General features: G+C 63.9%; 19 protein-coding genes. 9 read left to right on the top strand and 10 right to left on the bottom strand.

Annotated features, from left to right (window positions below):
- The coding region (locus tag QM672_RS02100) for a peptide chain release factor 3 (RefSeq protein WP_415080477.1) at nucleotides 1–1,211 on the top strand (1,211 nt) is incomplete at its 5' end.
- 78 nt (nucleotides 1,212–1,289) lie between these two features.
- Here QM672_RS02100 and QM672_RS02095 read toward each other — a convergent pair.
- Complete coding sequence (locus QM672_RS02095; protein WP_415080476.1) at nucleotides 1,290–2,354, bottom strand: alkene reductase; 1,065 nt, start codon at nucleotides 2,352–2,354, stop codon at nucleotides 1,290–1,292.
- A 145-nt stretch (nucleotides 2,355–2,499) separates the two neighbouring features.
- Between QM672_RS02095 and QM672_RS02090 the strand changes: the two genes are divergently transcribed.
- Entirely contained in the window at nucleotides 2,500–2,799 is a 300-nt protein-coding gene (locus tag QM672_RS02090) for an ArsR/SmtB family transcription factor (RefSeq protein WP_367624215.1), read from the top strand.
- An 18-nt stretch (nucleotides 2,800–2,817) separates the two neighbouring features.
- Here the strand turns inward: QM672_RS02090 and ftrA are convergent, their stop codons facing one another.
- From ftrA to QM672_RS02070, 4 genes are all read right to left on the bottom strand, one after another.
- Complete coding sequence (ftrA, locus tag QM672_RS02085; protein WP_415080475.1) at nucleotides 2,818–3,825, bottom strand: transcriptional regulator FtrA; 1,008 nt, start codon at nucleotides 3,823–3,825, stop codon at nucleotides 2,818–2,820.
- Nucleotides 3,826–3,895: 70 nt separating this feature from the next.
- Nucleotides 3,896–4,729: an amino acid ABC transporter permease gene (locus QM672_RS02080; protein WP_415080474.1), complete on the bottom strand. Its 834-nt coding sequence runs from the start codon at nucleotides 4,727–4,729 to the stop codon at nucleotides 3,896–3,898.
- 169 nt (nucleotides 4,730–4,898) lie between these two features.
- Nucleotides 4,899–5,711, bottom strand: a complete 813-nt coding sequence (locus tag QM672_RS02075) for a transporter substrate-binding domain-containing protein (RefSeq protein WP_311933761.1) — start codon at nucleotides 5,709–5,711, stop codon at nucleotides 4,899–4,901.
- Between the two features lie 174 nt (nucleotides 5,712–5,885).
- Nucleotides 5,886–6,884, bottom strand: a complete 999-nt coding sequence (locus tag QM672_RS02070) for a lytic murein transglycosylase (protein ID WP_415080473.1) — start codon at nucleotides 6,882–6,884, stop codon at nucleotides 5,886–5,888.
- Between the two features lie 238 nt (nucleotides 6,885–7,122).
- Between QM672_RS02070 and QM672_RS02065 the strand changes: the two genes are divergently transcribed.
- Both QM672_RS02065 and QM672_RS02060 read left to right on the top strand, forming a co-directional pair.
- A complete protein-coding gene (locus QM672_RS02065; RefSeq protein WP_415080472.1) occupies nucleotides 7,123–8,061 on the top strand; it encodes a carbohydrate kinase family protein in 939 nt (312 codons plus the stop codon).
- The gene (locus QM672_RS02060; protein WP_311933766.1) at nucleotides 8,058–8,957 is read left to right on the top strand and encodes a pseudouridine-5'-phosphate glycosidase; all 900 of its coding nucleotides are present in this window, start codon (nucleotides 8,058–8,060) and stop codon (nucleotides 8,955–8,957) included. The genes QM672_RS02065 and QM672_RS02060 overlap by 4 nt, the downstream gene beginning before the upstream one ends.
- 44 nt (nucleotides 8,958–9,001) lie before the next feature.
- Here QM672_RS02060 and QM672_RS02055 read toward each other — a convergent pair whose 3' ends face one another.
- From QM672_RS02055 to cysQ, 4 genes are all read right to left on the bottom strand, one after another.
- Nucleotides 9,002–9,391, bottom strand: coding sequence for a VOC family protein (locus QM672_RS02055; protein WP_311933767.1), 390 nt, complete (start codon nucleotides 9,389–9,391; stop codon nucleotides 9,002–9,004).
- A gap of 70 nt (nucleotides 9,392–9,461) precedes the next feature.
- Complete coding sequence (locus QM672_RS02050; protein WP_311933769.1) at nucleotides 9,462–10,634, bottom strand: hypothetical protein; 1,173 nt, start codon at nucleotides 10,632–10,634, stop codon at nucleotides 9,462–9,464.
- Nucleotides 10,635–10,855: 221 nt separating this feature from the next.
- On the bottom strand, nucleotides 10,856–11,449 hold the full coding sequence (locus QM672_RS02045; RefSeq protein ID WP_068286233.1) for a DUF1134 domain-containing protein: 594 nt from the start codon (nucleotides 11,447–11,449) through the stop codon (nucleotides 10,856–10,858).
- Nucleotides 11,450–11,782: 333 nt separating this feature from the next.
- Nucleotides 11,783–12,589: a 3'(2'),5'-bisphosphate nucleotidase CysQ gene (gene cysQ, locus QM672_RS02040; protein WP_311933770.1), complete on the bottom strand. Its 807-nt coding sequence runs from the start codon at nucleotides 12,587–12,589 to the stop codon at nucleotides 11,783–11,785.
- 246 nt (nucleotides 12,590–12,835) lie between these two features.
- On the opposite strand from cysQ, the gene chpT reads away from it, so the two are divergent.
- The 3 genes from chpT to QM672_RS02025 are packed head-to-tail and all read left to right on the top strand — an operon-like array spanning nucleotide 12,836 to nucleotide 14,229.
- Nucleotides 12,836–13,480, top strand: coding sequence for a histidine phosphotransferase ChpT (gene chpT, locus QM672_RS02035; protein WP_311933772.1), 645 nt, complete (start codon nucleotides 12,836–12,838; stop codon nucleotides 13,478–13,480).
- A gap of 10 nt (nucleotides 13,481–13,490) precedes the next feature.
- The gene (locus tag QM672_RS02030) at nucleotides 13,491–13,871 is read left to right on the top strand and encodes a RidA family protein (protein WP_311933773.1); all 381 of its coding nucleotides are present in this window, start codon (nucleotides 13,491–13,493) and stop codon (nucleotides 13,869–13,871) included.
- A gap of 55 nt (nucleotides 13,872–13,926) precedes the next feature.
- On the top strand, nucleotides 13,927–14,229 hold the full coding sequence (locus QM672_RS02025) for a hypothetical protein (RefSeq protein ID WP_311933774.1): 303 nt from the start codon (nucleotides 13,927–13,929) through the stop codon (nucleotides 14,227–14,229).
- Between the two features lie 157 nt (nucleotides 14,230–14,386).
- On the opposite strand, the gene fliJ is transcribed toward QM672_RS02025, so the two are convergent.
- A complete protein-coding gene (fliJ, locus tag QM672_RS02020) occupies nucleotides 14,387–14,746 on the bottom strand; it encodes a flagellar export protein FliJ (RefSeq protein ID WP_105861515.1) in 360 nt (119 codons plus the stop codon).
- 853 nt (nucleotides 14,747–15,599) lie between these two features.
- Here fliJ and ctrA point away from each other — a divergent pair.
- Both ctrA and QM672_RS02010 read left to right on the top strand, forming a co-directional pair.
- Entirely contained in the window at nucleotides 15,600–16,301 is a 702-nt protein-coding gene (ctrA, locus tag QM672_RS02015; protein WP_105861513.1) for a response regulator transcription factor CtrA, read from the top strand.
- A 165-nt stretch (nucleotides 16,302–16,466) separates the two neighbouring features.
- Nucleotides 16,467–17,249: a 5'-methylthioadenosine/adenosylhomocysteine nucleosidase gene (locus tag QM672_RS02010; protein ID WP_311933776.1), complete on the top strand. Its 783-nt coding sequence runs from the start codon at nucleotides 16,467–16,469 to the stop codon at nucleotides 17,247–17,249.
- Nucleotides 17,250–17,306: the final 57 nt, after the last annotated feature.

Below are 17,306 nucleotides of genomic sequence, written 5' to 3'. Positions count from 1 at the left end.
TGTTCGAGGTCTGCCGCCTGCGCGACATTCCCATCGTCACCTTCATCAACAAGATGGACCGCGAGGGCCGCGATCCCTTCGAACTGCTCGACGAGATCGAGAAGACCCTCGCCCTCTCTACCGTGCCGATGACCTGGCCGCTCGGCCGCGGCCGTGACTTCGCCGGCACCTATGACCTCGCGGCCAGCCATGTCCGCCTGCTCGACAAGGACACCGCGCCGATTCCGGTCGAGGCTGGCGATGCCGCAGCACTGGCCCGCGCCGTGCCCTCGATCGATGCCGAGGCGGCCTCCGAGGAAATCGCACTGGTGCAGGAGGCCTGCGGCGAGTTCGATCTCGCCGCCTTCCGCGAAGGCCACATGACCCCGGTGTTCTTTGGCTCGGCCATCAAGAATTTCGGCGTGGGCGACCTGCTCAAGGGCCTGGGCGACTATGCGCCCCAGCCGCGCGACCAGGCAGCGGCCACCCGCATGGTCGAAGCGACGGAGGACAATCTCTCCGCCTTCGTCTTCAAGATCCAGGCCAACATGGATCCCAATCACCGCGACCGCATCGCCTTCGTGCGGCTGTGCTCGGGCAAGCTGACGCGCGGCATGAAGGTGAAGCAGGTCCGCACCGGCAAGTCGATGAGCCTCAACGCGCCGCAATTCTTCTTCGCCCAGGATCGCGCTTTGGCCGAGGAGGCCTATGCCGGCGACGTGGTCGGCATTCCCAACCACGGCGCATTGCGCATCGGCGACACGCTCACCGAGCGCGAGGAGATCGCCTTTCTCGGCGTGCCGAGCTTTGCCCCGGAAATCCTGCGCCGGGTGCGCCTGCCCGACGCCATGAAGGCCAAGAAGCTCAAGGACGCCCTGCAGGACCTCGCCGAGGAAGGCGTTGTGCAGGTGTTCCGCCCGCGCGACGGCTCGCCGGCCCTGGTCGGCGTGGTCGGCGCCCTGCAGCTCGACGTGCTGCAGGGCCGGCTCGCCGCCGAATATGGGCTTGAGATCCGCTTCGAACCATCCGAATTCGCGCTGGCACGCTGGGTCTCGGCACCGACGAAGCAAGAGCTCGACAGCTTCCTTACTTCCCACAATTTCTCGATCGCCGACGATCTCGACGGCGATCCGGTGTTCATGGCCAAATCCGCCTTCGACCTGCGCTATCAGGGCGAACGGTCGCCGGCCATCGTGTTCGCCGACATCAAGGACGTGAAGAAGGCGAAGTAAATCTGAGGGGCGGCTCTGCAGAGCCGCCCAGGCTGGTCTCGCTCCATCAATACGCAGATGGAGCTGAGAAGCCCTCCGTCACGCAGGTACTTCTTCCAGCGCCGGATAGTCCGTATAGCCCTCGGCGCCCTTGGCGTAGAAGGTCGCGGCGTTCCAGGGGGTGAGCGGAGCGCCAAGCGACAGTCGCTTGGGCAGGTCCGGATTGGAAATGAAGAGCTTGCCGAAGGCTGCCGCATCGGCTGCGCCGCTCTCGACCAGGGCCTCGGCGCTTTCGGCCGTCAGCTTCTCATTGGCGATGAACACGCCCTTGAAATTGCTGCGGATCACCGGGGCGACGCTGGAGCCATCGGAATATTCGCGGGCGCAGATGAAGGCGATCCCGCGGGCATCCAATTGCCGGGCGACATAGCCGAACAGGGCCGGCGCATCGGAATCGCCCATCGAATGCGAATCGCCGCGCGGAGCCAGATGCATGCCGACGCGATCGGCACCCCAGACCGAAATCACTGCGTCGGTGACCTCGAGCATCAGCCGCGCGCGGTTCTCGATCGAACCGCCATAGGCGTCGGTGCGCTTGTTGGTGGAATCCTGCAGGAACTGGTCAAGCAGATAGCCGTTGGCTCCGTGGATCTCGACGCCGTCGAAGCCGGCTTCCTTGGCATTGGCCGCGCCCTGGCGGTAGGCCTCGACGATGGCGGGAATCTCGTCGAGTTCGAGTGCGCGTGGCGTGACATAGGACTTTTCAGGCCTGATGAGGCTGACATGGCCGTTGGGTGCGATGGCGCTCGGGGCCACCGGCAGGGCCCCGTCGAGGTAGACCGGATCGGAAATGCGACCGACATGCCAGAGCTGCAGGGCGATGCGCCCGCCGGCCTCGTGCACGGCCTTGGTGATGACCTTCCAGCCCTCGACCTGTTCGCGCGACCAGATGCCGGGCGTGTCGGGATAGCCGACTCCCATCGGCGTGACGGCGGTGGCTTCGGTCAGGATCAGGCCGGCCGAGGCGCGCTGGACGTAATAGTCGCGCATCAGCGTATTGGGCACACGACCCTCGCTGGCCCGGGTGCGGGTCAAGGGGGCCATGATGACGCGGTTGGGCAGGTCGAGCGCGCCGATGCGAATAGGGTCGAGCAGCGAGGGCATTGAAAGAAACCTTGTTCCAAATGACTTTTCTGAACGATCGATTGACACTCCTGCACCTGGCTTACACAGACTTAACTGGTGGTCGGCTCACCGAGGCGTTAGAGTTTCAAAGTTCGATGTTCGTCGAATATAGGTAGAAGAACGCATGAAACAACACCCTCACCCCGATGTGAACGACATCAATCTGATCGGCGTTCTGGCCGCCCTCGGTGATCCGGTGCGACTGCACATCGTCACCACGCTGCTCGCGGAAGGCGAGAAGGGATCGACGGAATTCGATTGCCAGGTCGCCAACTCAACCCTGAGCCATCACATCAAGCAATTGCGCGAGGCCGGCATCGTCAGCCACCGCAAGGAAGGCACGCGCTGCTTCGTGGCCCTGCGCCCTGATATCGAGGAAAAGTTCCCGGGATTGCTGCAGTCCGTACTGAAGTTTGCCGACTAAATTTCTTGTCCGGAACAGTTATTCCGAGCAGAAGCGCGCCCGGTAGGCGGCAGGGCTGACGCCCACACGGCGCCGGAAATGATGGCGCATCGTCTCCAGCGAATTGAAGCCGCAGCTTGCGGCAATGTCGCCGAGCGAGGCGCCGAGATTGCGCTCGAGCTGCTCGCGGGCCAGCCGCACGCGCTCGGCCACCAGCCATTCACCCGGCGGCAGCCCCGTCGTCTCCTCGAAGCGGCGCTGGAAGGTGCGCTGGCTCATGCCGGAACGGGCCGCAATCGTCTCGATGCGGTGGGGGGCGGCCAAATTCTGGCGCAGCCAATCGATCAAGGGAGCCAACCGGGCTGATTCGCGCTCACGCGGCACCGGCCGCTCGATGAACTGGGCCTGGCCGCCGTCGCGATGCGGAGGCACCACCAGGCGACGCGCCACCGTGTTGGCGGCATCCGGGCCGAAATCGCGCCGGATCACATGCAGGCAGAGATCGAGGGCGGCGGCGCTCCCGGCGGCGGTGAGCACGTCGCCGAGGTCGACATAGAGCCGGTCCGGATCGAGCGCGATGCTGGGATGGCGCGCGCCGATATCGGCCGCATAACGCCAATGCGTCGTCGCCTCCCGACCATCGAGCAGGCCGCAGGCGGCCAGCACGGCAATGCCCGAGCACAGCGACATCAGGCGGGCGCCGCGCCGATGTGCGAGCTTGAGGCTGTCGACGAGGTTCGCCGGTACGGGGCTGCCGATACCGCGCCAGCCCGGCACGATGATGAGATCGGCCTTCTCCAGCAATTCCAGGCCGTGATGCGGCTCGACCATCAGCCCACCCGCCGCATGAAGTGGCCCCGGCTCGATGCCGCAGGTGGCATAGCGATACCAGGAGGGCCCCATCTCCGGACGCGGCAGGCCGAACACCTCATAGGCCACCCCGAACTCGAAGGTGCAGAGGCCATCATAGACGAGCACGGCCACGAAGGGACCGCTGAGGGAAGAGGTGCCTGGCATGATCTTGACGGAGTGTTGCAGTTCGGCCATGGCGGCGCAAGGGATTGTCGGTTTCAACCTCCTTGGAGGGGCGATCTGGAGATCGACCCTCCGCTACCCCTCAATCCTGCCGTACCTCGTTGCGGCGCATGCGCTGCTCCAGCCGGCGCACCAGGAGGGTCAGGCCGATGGTCATCGTGAGATAGAAGAAGGCCACCACCGTATAGGTCTCGAAGAAGCGGAAGGTCGAGGCCGTATAGGTCTTGCCGTTCTGGGTGATGTCGGCGATGCCGAGCACGGACACCAGCGAGGAATCCTTCAGCATGGAGACGAGGTCGTTGCCGAGCGGCGGCGTCATCGTCTTGAAGGCCTGTGGCAGCACGATGAGGCGCATGGTCTTGAAGCGCGTCAGGCCGAGGGCCTGGGCCGCCTCGAACTGTCCGGCCGGTATGGACTGGATACCGCCGCGCACGATCTCGGCGATGAAGGCCGAATAGGCCAGGGTCAGCGCGAAGATCGCCCGCCACTCGAAGCTGAAATCGCGGATGGTGATCTCAGGCATGAAGCCGGCGGCGATGGCCGAGCCGAACAGCGCGACATAGCCTTCGATCAAAGCCGGGCCGACTGCAAAGGCGATGTAATAGAGCAGCACGATCATGGGCACGCCGCGCATGATCTCGACATAGGCCTTGAGCCCCTCGCCCAGCCAGCGCGACTGCGACACCAGCCCGAGCGCGAGAATGGTGCCGAGCACCAGCGAAGCGGCGAAGGCGATCACCGTGACCCGGATGGTGACGAAGAGCCCCTGCCCCACCACGCCGAAGATGATGCGATATTGCTCGCTGGCCAGGCCGCCGATCAGGACGGCGGTCCCCAGCACGATGAGGATCACCAGCCACCAGGGCACTTTCGACAGGAAGGAGGGCGGCGGCGGTGGCGCGTGAGGCGTCGTCATATGAAGGCAGGAAGATCCGGAAGTAAGGCAGGCGGCTCAAGGGGCGAAGCGACGGACAATTTCATCATTGCGAACGGCGCGAAGCAACCCAGGCTTCGCCGCCCGCAGAAAACTGGATTGCTTCGCTCCGCTCGCAATGACGCCATGGCAGAGGGTGGCCGATCCCGGCTCAGTTCGCGGTCTTGTAGTCGAAGAACCACTTCTTATCGAGCGCCTTGGTCGTCCCGTCCGCCTTCATCGCGGCCAGGGCGGCATTGACCGGCCCGATGAGGTCGGAGCCCTGCTTGAGGATGAAGCCGAATTCGTCATGGCCAAGGCCGTTGCCGACGATCTTGAAGCTGTCGGGCGAGGCGGCGATGTTGCCCTCGGCGCCGGCCTTGTCCATCAGCACCGTGTCGACGTCGCCCGATTTGAGCGCCTGCACCGAAGCCCCGAAGGTCTCGAACAGCTTGAGGCGCGGGCTCTTGTCATTGCCGCCGAGCAGATCGGTGACCGAGACGAAGAAATTGGTCGTGCCGGACTGGGCGCCGACGAACAGCTTGTCGTCAGTCGCGAAGCTCTTGGAGTCCGTGAAGCGCTTCTCGTCGGCCCGCACCAGCATAAACTGCTCGGACACCATATAGGGGTCGGTAAAGGCGATCTGCTTCTTGCGCTCGTCGGTGATGGAAATGCCATCCATGCCGATGTCGAACTGGCCGTTCTGCACCGCCTGAATCATGGCGTCCCAGGACGAGGTCTTCCATTCGATCTTGGCATTGAGGCGCTTGCCGATCTCGTTGATCGCATCATATTCCCAGCCGATGCCCTGCCCCGTCTTCGGATCGGTGAAGTTCAGCGGAAAATAGGCGTTCTCGGTGACGGCGACGATGGTGCGGCCCTTGAGATCGGGCAGCGTCTGGGCCTCGGCCGGTCCCTGGGCCAATCCAAGGGGAACGGCCATGGCGGCGATGGCCCCGAGGGCGAGAAAGGTGCGGCGAAGCATCGGGAAACTCCGGTGTGGCAGGCTCAAGCCGCAACCTTGCCACGCGGGTTTCATGCCGAACAGGGGATTTTCGCGGTCCCCACATGGAAAAGGCCGGAGCGCGGACATCCTGTCCGCCCTTGCGGCGGCTCGTAGGTGAAGGGAAAGAGCGGGCTAGAAGCCCGCGCTCCACTTTTATTCCGCGATCTTGGTGGCAAGCAGCGCCACCGTCTTGCGATAGAGCTCGCTGCCGTTCCAGGCCTTGAGGGCATCGAAATTCGGCTCGCCGGGGTTCCAGCCGGCGCCGCGCTGCCAACGGCCAGACAGGAACTTGGCAACCGAGCCGATCACGTCGGCCTGGCTCTTGACCAGATCCTTATGGCCATCGCCGTCGAAATCCACCGCATGCTTGAGATAGGAGGTCGGCATGAACTGGACCTGGCCGATCTCACCCGCCCAGGCGCCGCGCATTTCGTGCAGCGGCACGTCGCCCTTGTCGACGATGGTGAGGGCAGCAATCAGTTCGGGGCGGAACTTGTCGCCGCGCCGGCAGTCGAAGGAGAGCGTCGCCAGCGAGCGGATGCTCTCGAACTTGCCGACATTGGCGCCAAAATCGGTCTCGAGGGCCCACAGCGACGCGATGATCGGCGCCTGCACGCCATACTCGGCCTCAGCTTTGTCGAATACCGCCTGGTATTTCTTGATCACCTGCTTGCCGCGCTTGATGCGGTAGGCATTGACCATGCGGCCGGAGAACTCCTCGAAGGTCTGCGAAAAGGTCTTCCGCTGGGCGCGGTCGAGCCCGATGACCTTGGGATCGTAGGTGACGCCTTCCAGGGCGGCCATGCCCTGGGCGCCGATGCCCCTGGCCGCAGCATCCTTCTTGAAGTTGTCGAGCCAGGCCGGGAAGCCGGCGGGATCGGTCGGCGTGGTGCAGGCCTGGACTTGAGGCTGGGGCTGCGGCTGGGCCTGCCCCTGTGGCTGGGCTTGCCCCTGTGGCTGGGCTTGGGGCTGCGGCTGGGCGGCGGGCTGCGCCTCGGGTTGCGGCTGGGCTTGAGGCCCAGGCTGGCCTTGAGGCTGCGGTTGAGCTTGAGGCTGTGGCTGGACCTGAGGCGACGAAGGTTGCGGCTCCGTCTGGGCCAGGGCGGGCGAGGCCATCAGCAACAGGGCAGCAAGCAGGGGGGCAGTGCGCATGAAACCATCTCGGAGGGAAGAAAAGCCACAAAAGCCAAACAAGAATGCGCAAAATGTGGCGGTTGCCGGGAAAGAGCAAGGCCTGCCCGAGATGCGCTTGGAAGGCAGGTTCCTCATGACGGCAATCGCGGCGTGACGCAAGAGGGAAAGCGGCAACCGGCGGAGCGTCGCATTGTTGCGGGCGCGAATCTGTGGCACGGGATGCGTTTTCGGACCTATGGGTCCGTCGCGAGGAGCCATGGCCTATCGTCCCGTTCTGTGTGCAGGGGGCTGCGTCATCGACCGTGTCGGCGAGACCGCCGATGCGAAGGAACGCCTCTATACCTCGAACATCGGCTCGATGCGCACCAGCCTGGGCGGTGTCGCCCGCAACGTGGCTGAGAATCTCGCGCGCCTGGGCATCGATGTCGGTCTCGTCTCGCTGGTCGGCGACGATCTGGAAGGCCGCCGCGTCGTCGAGGAGAGCAGCCGGGCCGGCATCGACATGAGCGCCGTCACGCTGGACGCCGGAGCCACCACCGCCTCCTACACCGCCATCTTCAGCGGCGAGGGTGAGTTGGTGATCGGTCTCGCCGACATGGCGATCTTCGACCGGATCGAGCCCGACACCATCGCCGCCCGTATCGCAGCCTTCCCTGCGACAGGGTTCGTTTTCGCCGATGCCAACTTGCCGCCAGCCGTATTGCAGGCAGTGGCGCAGGCGAAGGGACCCCGGCCCCTCGCCTGCGTGCCCGTTTCTGTGCAGAAGCTCGCCAAGCTCGTGCCCATCCTGGCGGCGATCGACATCCTCTTCCTCAATCTCTACGAGGCACGTGCCCTGCTCGGCAGCGCGGAGGAAGCGGAAGCCCTGGCTGCAAGGCTCGCGGCAGGCCCGGTGCCACGCGGGTTGCTCACGCTCGGCCCACGCGGAGCCCTCGCCTGGGATGGGGGACAGGTCTCCGCCATCGCTGCGCTTCCATCCCGCCCGACCAACGTCAACGGTGCCGGCGACGCGCTGGCCGGCGCCACGCTGGCACGCCTTGCCGCCGGCGACACCTTTCTCGCGGCAGCGCGTTGCGCCATGGCTGCGGCAGCCCTCACGGTCGAATCGCCCCAAACCGTACGCGCCGACCTGTCCATGCAGGCCGTGCTGGCCCGCTACAACCATTCTCAACCAACCGAAACGATAGCATCATGACGTCCATTACCCATTCCGCCGCCGTCGCAGCCGCCCTCAAGGCCGGCAAGCCGGTCGTCGCGCTGGAATCCACCATCATCACCCACGGCATGCCCTGGCCCCAGAATGTCGAGACGGCCCGCAAGGTCGAGGCCGCCGTCAGGGCCGGAGGCGCCGAGCCGGCAACCATCGCCGTGCTCGACGGCGTCATTCATGCCGGGCTCGAAGACAGCCAGCTCGAAGCCATGGGCCAGGCCACGGGCTTCCTGAAGCTCAGCCGTGCCGACCTCGGCTATGCTATCGCCACGGGCAAGAACGGTTCCACCACCGTGGCCGCCACCATGATCGCCGCCGACCGGGCCGGTATCCGCGTCTTCGCAACGGGCGGCATCGGCGGCGTGCATCGCGGCGTCGAGAAGACCTACGACATCTCGGCCGACCTGCAGGAACTGGCGCGCACGCCGGTCTGCGTCGTCTGCGCCGGCGCCAAGGCCATCCTCGATCTTCCGAAGACGCTGGAGACCCTGGAGACGCTCGGCGTGCCGGTCGTCGGCTACGGCTCCGACGAATTCCCCGCCTTCTGGAGCCGCAAGAGCGGCCTGGCGGCACCCATGCGCCTCGACGATCCCGCCGACATTGCCGCCCTGATCCGAGCCCGCGCGGAACTGCGCCTCGACGGCGGCGTGCTGGTGGGCAACCCGATCCCGCTCGCCGACGAGATCGCCGCCAACGAAATCAATCCTGCCATCGAAGCGGCCGTGGACGAAGCCGATGCCATGGGCATTTCCGGCAAGGCTCTCACACCTTTCCTGCTCTCGCGCATGCTCGACCTCACCGAGGGTCGCAGCCTGATCGCCAATATCGCCTTGGTGGAGAACAATGCGCGCCTGGCGGCGAAGATCGCAGCCGCGCTGTAACACCATCCCGGTCCTTGGCGGGAGCGACAAATGCTCCCGTCATTCTACGGCTTGAGCGGCGCGCCGATCGACCAGGTATGGCCGAAGGGATCCTTGAGCTGCCCGTAACGGCTGCCCCAGAACATGTCCTGGATCGGCATTGCGACGGTGGCACCACGATCGAGAGCGCGCTGCCACCATCGGTCGGCGTCGTCGACCTCGATATGGATGGTCACGCCATGCGGCGGCGTGGTGGCCATGCCGAATTCCGGAAACAGGTCCCACATCATCACGTCGCAGCCATTGATGCGGATATGGGCGTGCATCAGCCGCTTGCCATCCTCGTGATCGGCGCGGCTGACCTCCTCGGCACCGAAGGCGTCCTTGTAGAAGTCGATGGCGGCCTTGGCACCATCGATGGTCAGGCACGGCACGATGCCGTTCAGCTTGGTCATGGCTCGCTCCTGTAGACGGCCCTCTGCCTTGCCATGCCAGCCATAGCGTCGAAATGCGTTGAGAGCGTGGTCAGCGCGGCCGGGCTTCCTGGCCTGCCTGTGCCGCCTGGTCCTGCGCAGCCGGATCGTTCGCCGCCTGGCGCTCCGGCCCGGGTACCACGCCAACGGCCCGGCGGGTTGCCGCCTCGCGGGCGATTTCGGCAGCGACCTGCGCCATTTCGCGACGCAGGAGGCTGTTGTCGGCCTCGATGCGCAGCCAGGATTCATGGGCTTCCTCGCGAAGAGCAGCAAGCTCGGCCTGCAGCCGGGCCCGCTCGATCTTCAGAGCGCCGATTTCTTCCTCGGCGGCGCTCGGTTCCGCACTGCGGCGCAGGCGGTTGAGCTCGGCGATCAGTTCGGCCTCCCGTCCGGCGGCCAGGGCCAGCCGGGCATCGCGTTCGGCCAGCAGGGCATCCTTGCGGCGCAGATCCGCCTCCCAGTCCGAAAGCCGGACCAGGCTGTCAGATCGCTCGGTTTCGGCTGCCTGCCTCTTGCCTGCCATCGCCTGCAATTCGCGCTGCAGCGAGGCTGTCCGCGCCTCGAGTGCGGCGATCGCAGTGTCGCGCCGCATCAGCTCGATTGACTGGGTGGCGAGGCGGTCATCCTTGCCGGAGGCCAGTTCCAGCGCCTCCTGCAATTCGTGCTGATGCAGAACCGCACCATCCTCCGCCGCATCGAGCTTGGTACGAAGAGCGACCAATTCGATGCGCAGGCCGTCATTGCTTTCCTGCGCCGTGGCAAGCTCGCGGCCGTGATCGAGGGCCTCGTCATCGCGCAGCGCAATGGTCACTCGCGCCGCCGCCAGCTCCGCCTTCAGCGCCGAAACCTCCTGCTGGGCGGCAAGCACGTCGCGCTGGCCATTGGCCGCACCATCTTCCAACTGACCAAGCCTTGCGGCATCGGCTCCGAGCAGGGCCTCGAGCCGGCGCAGCCTTTCACTCTGACGGCCATAGTCGGCCATCAGCTGATGCCGCCGAGCCCGCTCATGCTCCGTTTTCTGTTCGAGGCGACGGTGCCGCATGGCCGCTTCCGCCCGGACATGATCCTGGGCAGCCCGCACCTGCGCCATCGACAGGGGCAACGCCGTTTCCATTTCACGACGGATCAAGCGACGCGCACGTCCCCAGATCGCAGGCACCATGGCCAATGCGGCCAAGGCAGCGAGCGCTCCTCCGAGGAAAAAGGCAATCGCATAATCAAGCACGGCAGTGTCTCAGTACGGCGATATCTTCGCCGTACTATACGTCAATTCGACGACAATGCAGGATGAAAACGCACAGCGTGCTTAAAATCGCACTTTGATGTCCGGCCGGCGTCCATTGCGTACGGTTTATATAGATGATCTGACCGCAGCATTGGTATCCGTGTTTCCCTGCCGGGACGAGCACAAGAAACTGCCTTCGGATGCCGCACAGTAGTGCGGGATCAGAAGGGATTCCACGTGGCCGACGGCGTGAATTTGAGATAGCCTAGATTGATGCCGAGACGGGCGCCGACGCCGGACTTGATGGGCACCACCATCATATTGCCGTCACCCAGCGCGGTCATGCCGAAACCGCCGATGATATAGGCCGAACCGGCGATCCCGGGGAAACGGCTGTAGATCTCGTCGATCCGGTCCATGTTGTAGACCAGCATCATGGTGCGCGCGCCGTCGCCACCGAAATCCCACCCCACGGAGGGGCCCTGCCAGTAGACCTTGCGGTCACCGACATTGCGCGTGAACATCGTGCCCTCGCCATAGCGAAGCCCGCCGATGAAGGCGCCCGACCCTTCCTGGCCGAGGATGTAGCCATTGGGTTCACCCCAGCGCGCCACGGCCTTCTGGATGGTGAGCGCCAGGTCCCTGGACACGGTGCCGAAGAAACGGTGGCCGGAATTGACGAGTTCGTTGGAGGAGATGCGCTCTGGCCGCTCGGACTGTGCAAGCGCCAGGGAAGGAGAGACGAAGCCGGTCGCGGACAGAGCCATGCCGGCCATCATGGTAAGAGCCTTGCGGCGGGGAAGAATATCGTTCATCGCGAGCCTCGTTGGCTTAGGCCTCTGTAAGCCCTGTTTTGGGCCTCTGTGAGCCCTATTTTGTGGCCTATCAGCGTTAACAAATTGCTTCCAAGAGCAAAGTGCATCCGAATGGCTGCTCTCCTTGCCCTCGTTCTTCGTTTCGACGCGTCCGCGCGGGTCCCGGTGAGGCCACCGGGTCACAAGAGGCCTTGGCGATACGACCACATGATTCCAGCAGGCAAAACGCCCGGAAACATGGCCGCATCTGCGCGGGATTGAGGCAAGGGAGCGGGCGCTGCAAGGCGGCGGCTCGGCATCGGGCCGAAGCACCAGGCAAGGCCCTGACCATGGTTATCTTCGAGGAGCGTCCTGGCCCCAGGCAACGAAGGCGACATTGCGGAAGCCGGCAGCGGCCTTGCCATAGAGAAAGTCTTCGCCATCGGGCATCAGCACCTGCCCGCCCGCGGCGGAGAGCACGGCATGACCGGCCGCGACATCCCATTCCATGGTCGGCCCGAAGCGCGGATAGACATCGGCGACACCTTCCGCCACTCGGCAGAACTTCAAGGAGGACCCGGCTTCGCGCCGGTCCGCAATGGCATATTCGGCCAGAAAGGCTTCGCTCTTGGCGTCGGGATGAGAACGGCTGCACAGCGCCGTCAGCCCCTCGACGGGGTAAGCCCGCGTCGAGATCGTCTCTTCGGCGCCGTCCCGCACGCGCCAGGCGGTATCACCGCCCGCGTAAAGCGTGTCGACCGCCGGTGCGAACACACAACCGGCAACGGGCCTGCCATCTTCGATCAGGGCGATGTTGACGGTGAACTCGCCGTTGCGGTTGAGGAATTCCTTGGTGCCATCGAGCGGATCGACCAGGATGAAGCGCCTGCCGACATCCGGAATCACCCCCTTGGCGGCGCACTCTTCCGCCACCACCGGCACGTCGGGCATGACATCCGCCAGCCGCCGCAGAATGATCGCCTCCGCCACTTCGTCCGCCTCCGTCACCGGCGAGCGGTCGTCCTTGATGCGGGCGTCGCATCCCTTGGCATAGACTTGCATGATCGCGGCGCCCGCCTCACGGGCGATCTCGGCAAAGGCATGCGCAATCGCGTCCGGGCTGGAAAGGGGCGAGGGTGAAGTCTGAGCGGTCTGGGTCAAAAGGGCCTCCGATAGCAGCGGCCTGTTTAGTCCTGATTGGCGTCGTACCGCAAGAATATTGGGTCTGCCGCTCATTTTTGCACCCCCTTCGCCAGCGCGCCTCAGGGTTGCAATCAGGGCGGAACGGACATGCTGGCACCTCGCGCCTTCACATCCCGCGCCGCAGAGTCTATCTGAAAAACAGGTTCTCGAGACCTGATTCTCTTCCGATTTGCCTTTCTCTCCTGAATTATTCTGGGTGCTGCGATGACCGCTGGTTTTCAACTCGATGCGCTTGATCTGGCCGCCCTGCTCTGCTCTCGCGTCTGCCATGACGTGATCAATCCGGTGGGCGCTATCGTCAACGGGCTCGAAGTCCTCGAGGACGAGGACGATGCCTCGATGAAGGCTTTTGCTCTCGACCTGATCAAGAAGAGCTCCCGGAACGCCTCGGCCCGCCTGCAGTTTGCGCGGATCGCCTTCGGCGCCGCCGGCTCGGCCGGGGCCTCGATCGACCTCGGCGATGCCGAGAACGTCGCCCGCGGCTTCATCCAGGACGAGAAGGTGACGCTGAGCTGGTCGGCGCCGCGCCAGTTCATGCCCAAGAACAAGGTCAAGCTCTTGCTGAACCTGCTCGTGGTCGCCACCACGACCATTCCGCGTGGCGGCTCGATCAATGCCAAGGTCACCGGCGATCCCGAGGCGCCGACCTTCGAGGTCGTCTCGCTTGGCGGCAATTCGCGCATTCCGCCCGGGCTGATCAGCCTTCTGGCGGGCGAGCCCGAAAACGGCACGCTCGATAGCCACCTGATCCAGCCCTATTACACCGGGCTGATTGCCCGTGCCGCCGGCATGTCCGTGGCCATCGAGACGATCGATGGCGGCGTGCGCATCACCGCTGCGCCTGTGTGAGGAAGCATCCATGCCCCGCAAACTGATCTCGACCGGGTCCCCGCTCGAACGCAGCGCCGGCTATTCCCGCGCCGTGGTGCAAGGCGACTGGTGCTTCGTCTCGGGCACCACCGGCTATGACTATGCCAGCATGACGTTGCCTGACGACGTTGCCGCCCAGACCGAGAATACGCTTGCGACCATCGAAAAGGCGCTGGTCGAGGGTGGTTTTGCCATGAGCCAGGTGGTACGTGCGACCTATTATGTGACCAGCACCGACCATGTGGAGACCGTGATGGCGGTCACCGGCCGGGTCTTTGGGGAGATTCGACCTGCGGCCACCATGCTGATCTGCGACCTGATCAAGCCCGAGATCAAAGTCGAGATCGAGGTCACCGCGTTCCGCGGCTGACGGTATTTTGCTTTAAGTCTTTGTTTTGAAGGCCGATTGCAGGGAGTGTGCCTCAATGCGCAGCGTGCTGATCCGCCTGTGTCTGGCTAGCGCCATACTGACTGTCGGCCAGGAGTGGTCGCAAGCGCAGGACAGCCAAGCCAAGCCGCCGGAGCCTCCTGCTCCCTCCCAGCCCATCGCACCCGACGACCGCGTGCTGTCCTTCGTCGCCGGCAATCCCGATTGCACGGAGATCACCGACGAATGCATCATCTGCGCGGTGGTGAATGGCAAGCCGATGTGTTCGACCCCGGGCATCTCCTGCGTGCGCAAGGATTTGCGCTGCACCAGCACCAAGCCGCCGACGCCCAAGCAGTGAACGGCGGCCCTGCAGTCTCCAAATCCGAGGCTGGCTGGGATTTGCCCACCTCGACTTCTATGGCGTTTTGCGATTTGGCGGAGTCACCTGGAATCGCAAAGGCGCGTCGAAAAAAGAATTAGAGCAAACAACCGTCCAGTCTTGAACGCGCTTTGCTCTATTGGGCAGCGATGCTGCGCTCGCTGGCCTTTTCGCGATCGTCGAGGGTCTCGACCATCTTCAGATCGTCCAGGGCATCGGCGAGCGCACTTCGGGCATCTTCCAGCTTGATCTTCAGATCGTCGGCCGAACCCCGCAGATTATCCCTGCGTGCCGTAGCTGCGCGGGCATAGGTCGGATAGGCGAAATGGCTCGGATCGGTGATGCCGGCCTTGGCTTCCTCGGCCTTGATTTCGCGGTCGAGTTCACCCGCCATGCGTTCGAACTCGGCCACCATGGTTTCGATCTGGATGACCTGGCGGCGTCTCTCATCTGCCTGGAAGCGCTTGAGACGAATAAGGGTATCGCGCGACTTCATTACTCACTACTCCATCAGCCGCATCGGCCCGCCGCCCCTACCATGGGGACAGGCCGCACAATCGGATCGCCAGACCCATCGGCCCAGCGAAGACCCACACCATCCGGCATGGACGTGAATTCTTCCTTACTCGCCGCAAAAAAGCCGCGAACCAAGGCGGGACAGTCGACCGTCAAGAAAATCGCACGCCATGATTTACCAAGTCGGCACACCATTTCTCCATGCCCCCGCCTCTTTTCTTAAGATTTATCCTGGGGACCAAAGGTTGCAGCGCGACTACCGAATCCGACCCCAGCTATGCTTCAAAGAAGGCGGGGACAGCAAAATTAATACTGCGTTCACTTGTTTCTAACAGCTTGAAGAAGCAGGCGGATTCGATGACGCGGCTCCACCGTGAAGCGTCCAGCCGCTTTCGTCGCCGATGAAGCAGGCACCGCTCCCACTGCACGGGCGGCACGATCGAGGAAAGCTGTTGATTCGCTCTGAATCCCTAAGAAGCTGCCCCGACGGTAACCATTAATTTACCTGCCTCGTTAATGATCCCTAACAACGGTCAACGAACTCACCGCCACGTTTGTCGAAATTCTGCGGCGAATGGGTGAGTCGGTTGAATCGCTTAGGCGAGTTTCTTCATGTGAATGTTGACGCTTGTCGCTCACCGAATCTGTCTTTCAGGCAATGTGTTACAGGGAGTTTTGGACCTTGTTTTCAAGTTTCGCTTGCATGAGAGAATCACAATTTGTTAACCATGCCTGCGTAGCGTCGCGGTTGATCATCGACGAGGTGACTTCACCGTGCCGTCTGCGCATTCGCGACGGCGGTCGACCCTCCGAGGCCGCAGTGGGGGATTGAGATGCGCGTACTTCTTGTCGAAGACGATAGCGCCACGGCGCAAAGCATTGAGCTGATGCTCAAGTCAGAGAGTTTCAACGTCTACACGACGGATCTGGGCGAAGAAGGTGTCGATCTCGGCAAGCTCTATGATTACGACATCATTCTACTCGACCTGAACCTCCCCGACATGTCGGGCTACGAGGTCCTGCGCTCCCTCAGGGTGGCCAAGGTCAAGACTCCGATCCTGATTCTGTCAGGCCTCGCCGGCATAGAGGACAAGGTGAAGGGCCTCGGCTTCGGCGCCGACGACTACCTGACCAAGCCTTTCCACAAGGATGAGCTGGTTGCCCGCATCCACGCCATCGTTCGCCGCTCCAAGGGCCATGCCCAGTCGGTGATCGCCACCGGCGACCTCGTGGTCAATCTCGACACCAAGACGGTCGAGGTCCATGGTTCGCGCGTGCATCTGACTGGCAAGGAATATCAGATGCTCGAGTTGCTCTCGCTGCGCAAGGGCACCACGCTGACCAAGGAGATGTTCCTCAACCATCTCTATGGCGGCATGGACGAGCCGGAACTGAAGATCATCGACGTCTTCATTTGCAAGCTGCGCAAGAAGCTGGCCAACGCCACCAACGGCACCAATTACATCGAGACCGTCTGGGGCCGCGGCTATGTGCTGCGCGAGCCCAACGAGATCGAAGAGCGCATCGCGGTCTGACGCTGCGCAACCCCACGAACGAGATGAGATGGCCGGGCTCAGTCCCGGCCTTTCTTTTTGCAAGGCCGGCAACCACCTTGGAATGGCTTGACATCAAGGCGATGAACGAATGGCCTATGGTGTCCGTTCCCGCCTTCGCTGAACCGCCCCGCCCCGGAAGTCCCCATGACAGTTTCTTCTACCGCCCCCCTCGGCATTCTCGTCCCGCTCGCCCAGGAGGCCGAAGCGCTTTTCGCCCTGATGAAGCAGGATGGCGCCACGCAGACGCAGCGCATCGGCGGCAGGGACTATCACAGCGGCCATCTCTTCGGCCGCCCCTGCGTGCTGACGCTCTCGCGGGTCGGTAAGGTCGCAGCCGCCACCGCCGCTGCCGGCCTCATCCATACCTACCAGGTCGGCGCCATTCTCAATGTCGGCGTGGCCGGCGGCGCGGCCCGATCGGTGAAGGTCGGCGATATCGTGGTGGCCGACGCCATGCTCCAGCACGATCTCGACGCGCGGCCGATCTTCCCGCGCTACGAGGTGCCCCTGACAGGCATATCCCGCTTTAGCGCCAATGCGGCCATCAGCAACAGCCTGTCGGGAGCGATCGAGGCCTTCCTGGCCGAGGATCTGCCGCAGCTTTCCGCCGAGATCCGCGAACGCTTCGCTCTCGCTGCTCCCCGCCTGCATCGTGGCCTGATCATCAGCGGCGATCAGTTCGTCAACGGTCACGCGGCGGTCTCGGCCCTGCGAAACGACATTCCGGACGCCTTTGCCATCGAGATGGAAAGCGGAGCCGTGGCGCAGATCTGCCATGACTACGGCGTTCCCTGCGCCGTGCTGCGCACCATCTCCGACAGCGCCGATGACAATGCCCATGTCGATTTCCCAGCCTTCCTCGCTACGGTCGCCAGTTTCTACTCCCACCACATCCTGCGGCGCTTCCTGCAGCGCACCGACTGGTGACTGGTTCAAAGGGCCTGTGCATAGCGGGCCCGCGGCGGACTGGCCGAAGCTGAACGG

This window comes from Labrys sp. (in: a-proteobacteria) (assembly GCF_047605565.1).
In the GTDB taxonomy this organism is placed as follows: domain Bacteria; phylum Pseudomonadota; class Alphaproteobacteria; order Rhizobiales; family Labraceae; genus Labrys; species Labrys neptuniae.
The sequence above is the reverse complement of the archived record's forward strand: the minus strand, read 5'-3'. Positions and strand labels throughout refer to the sequence as shown.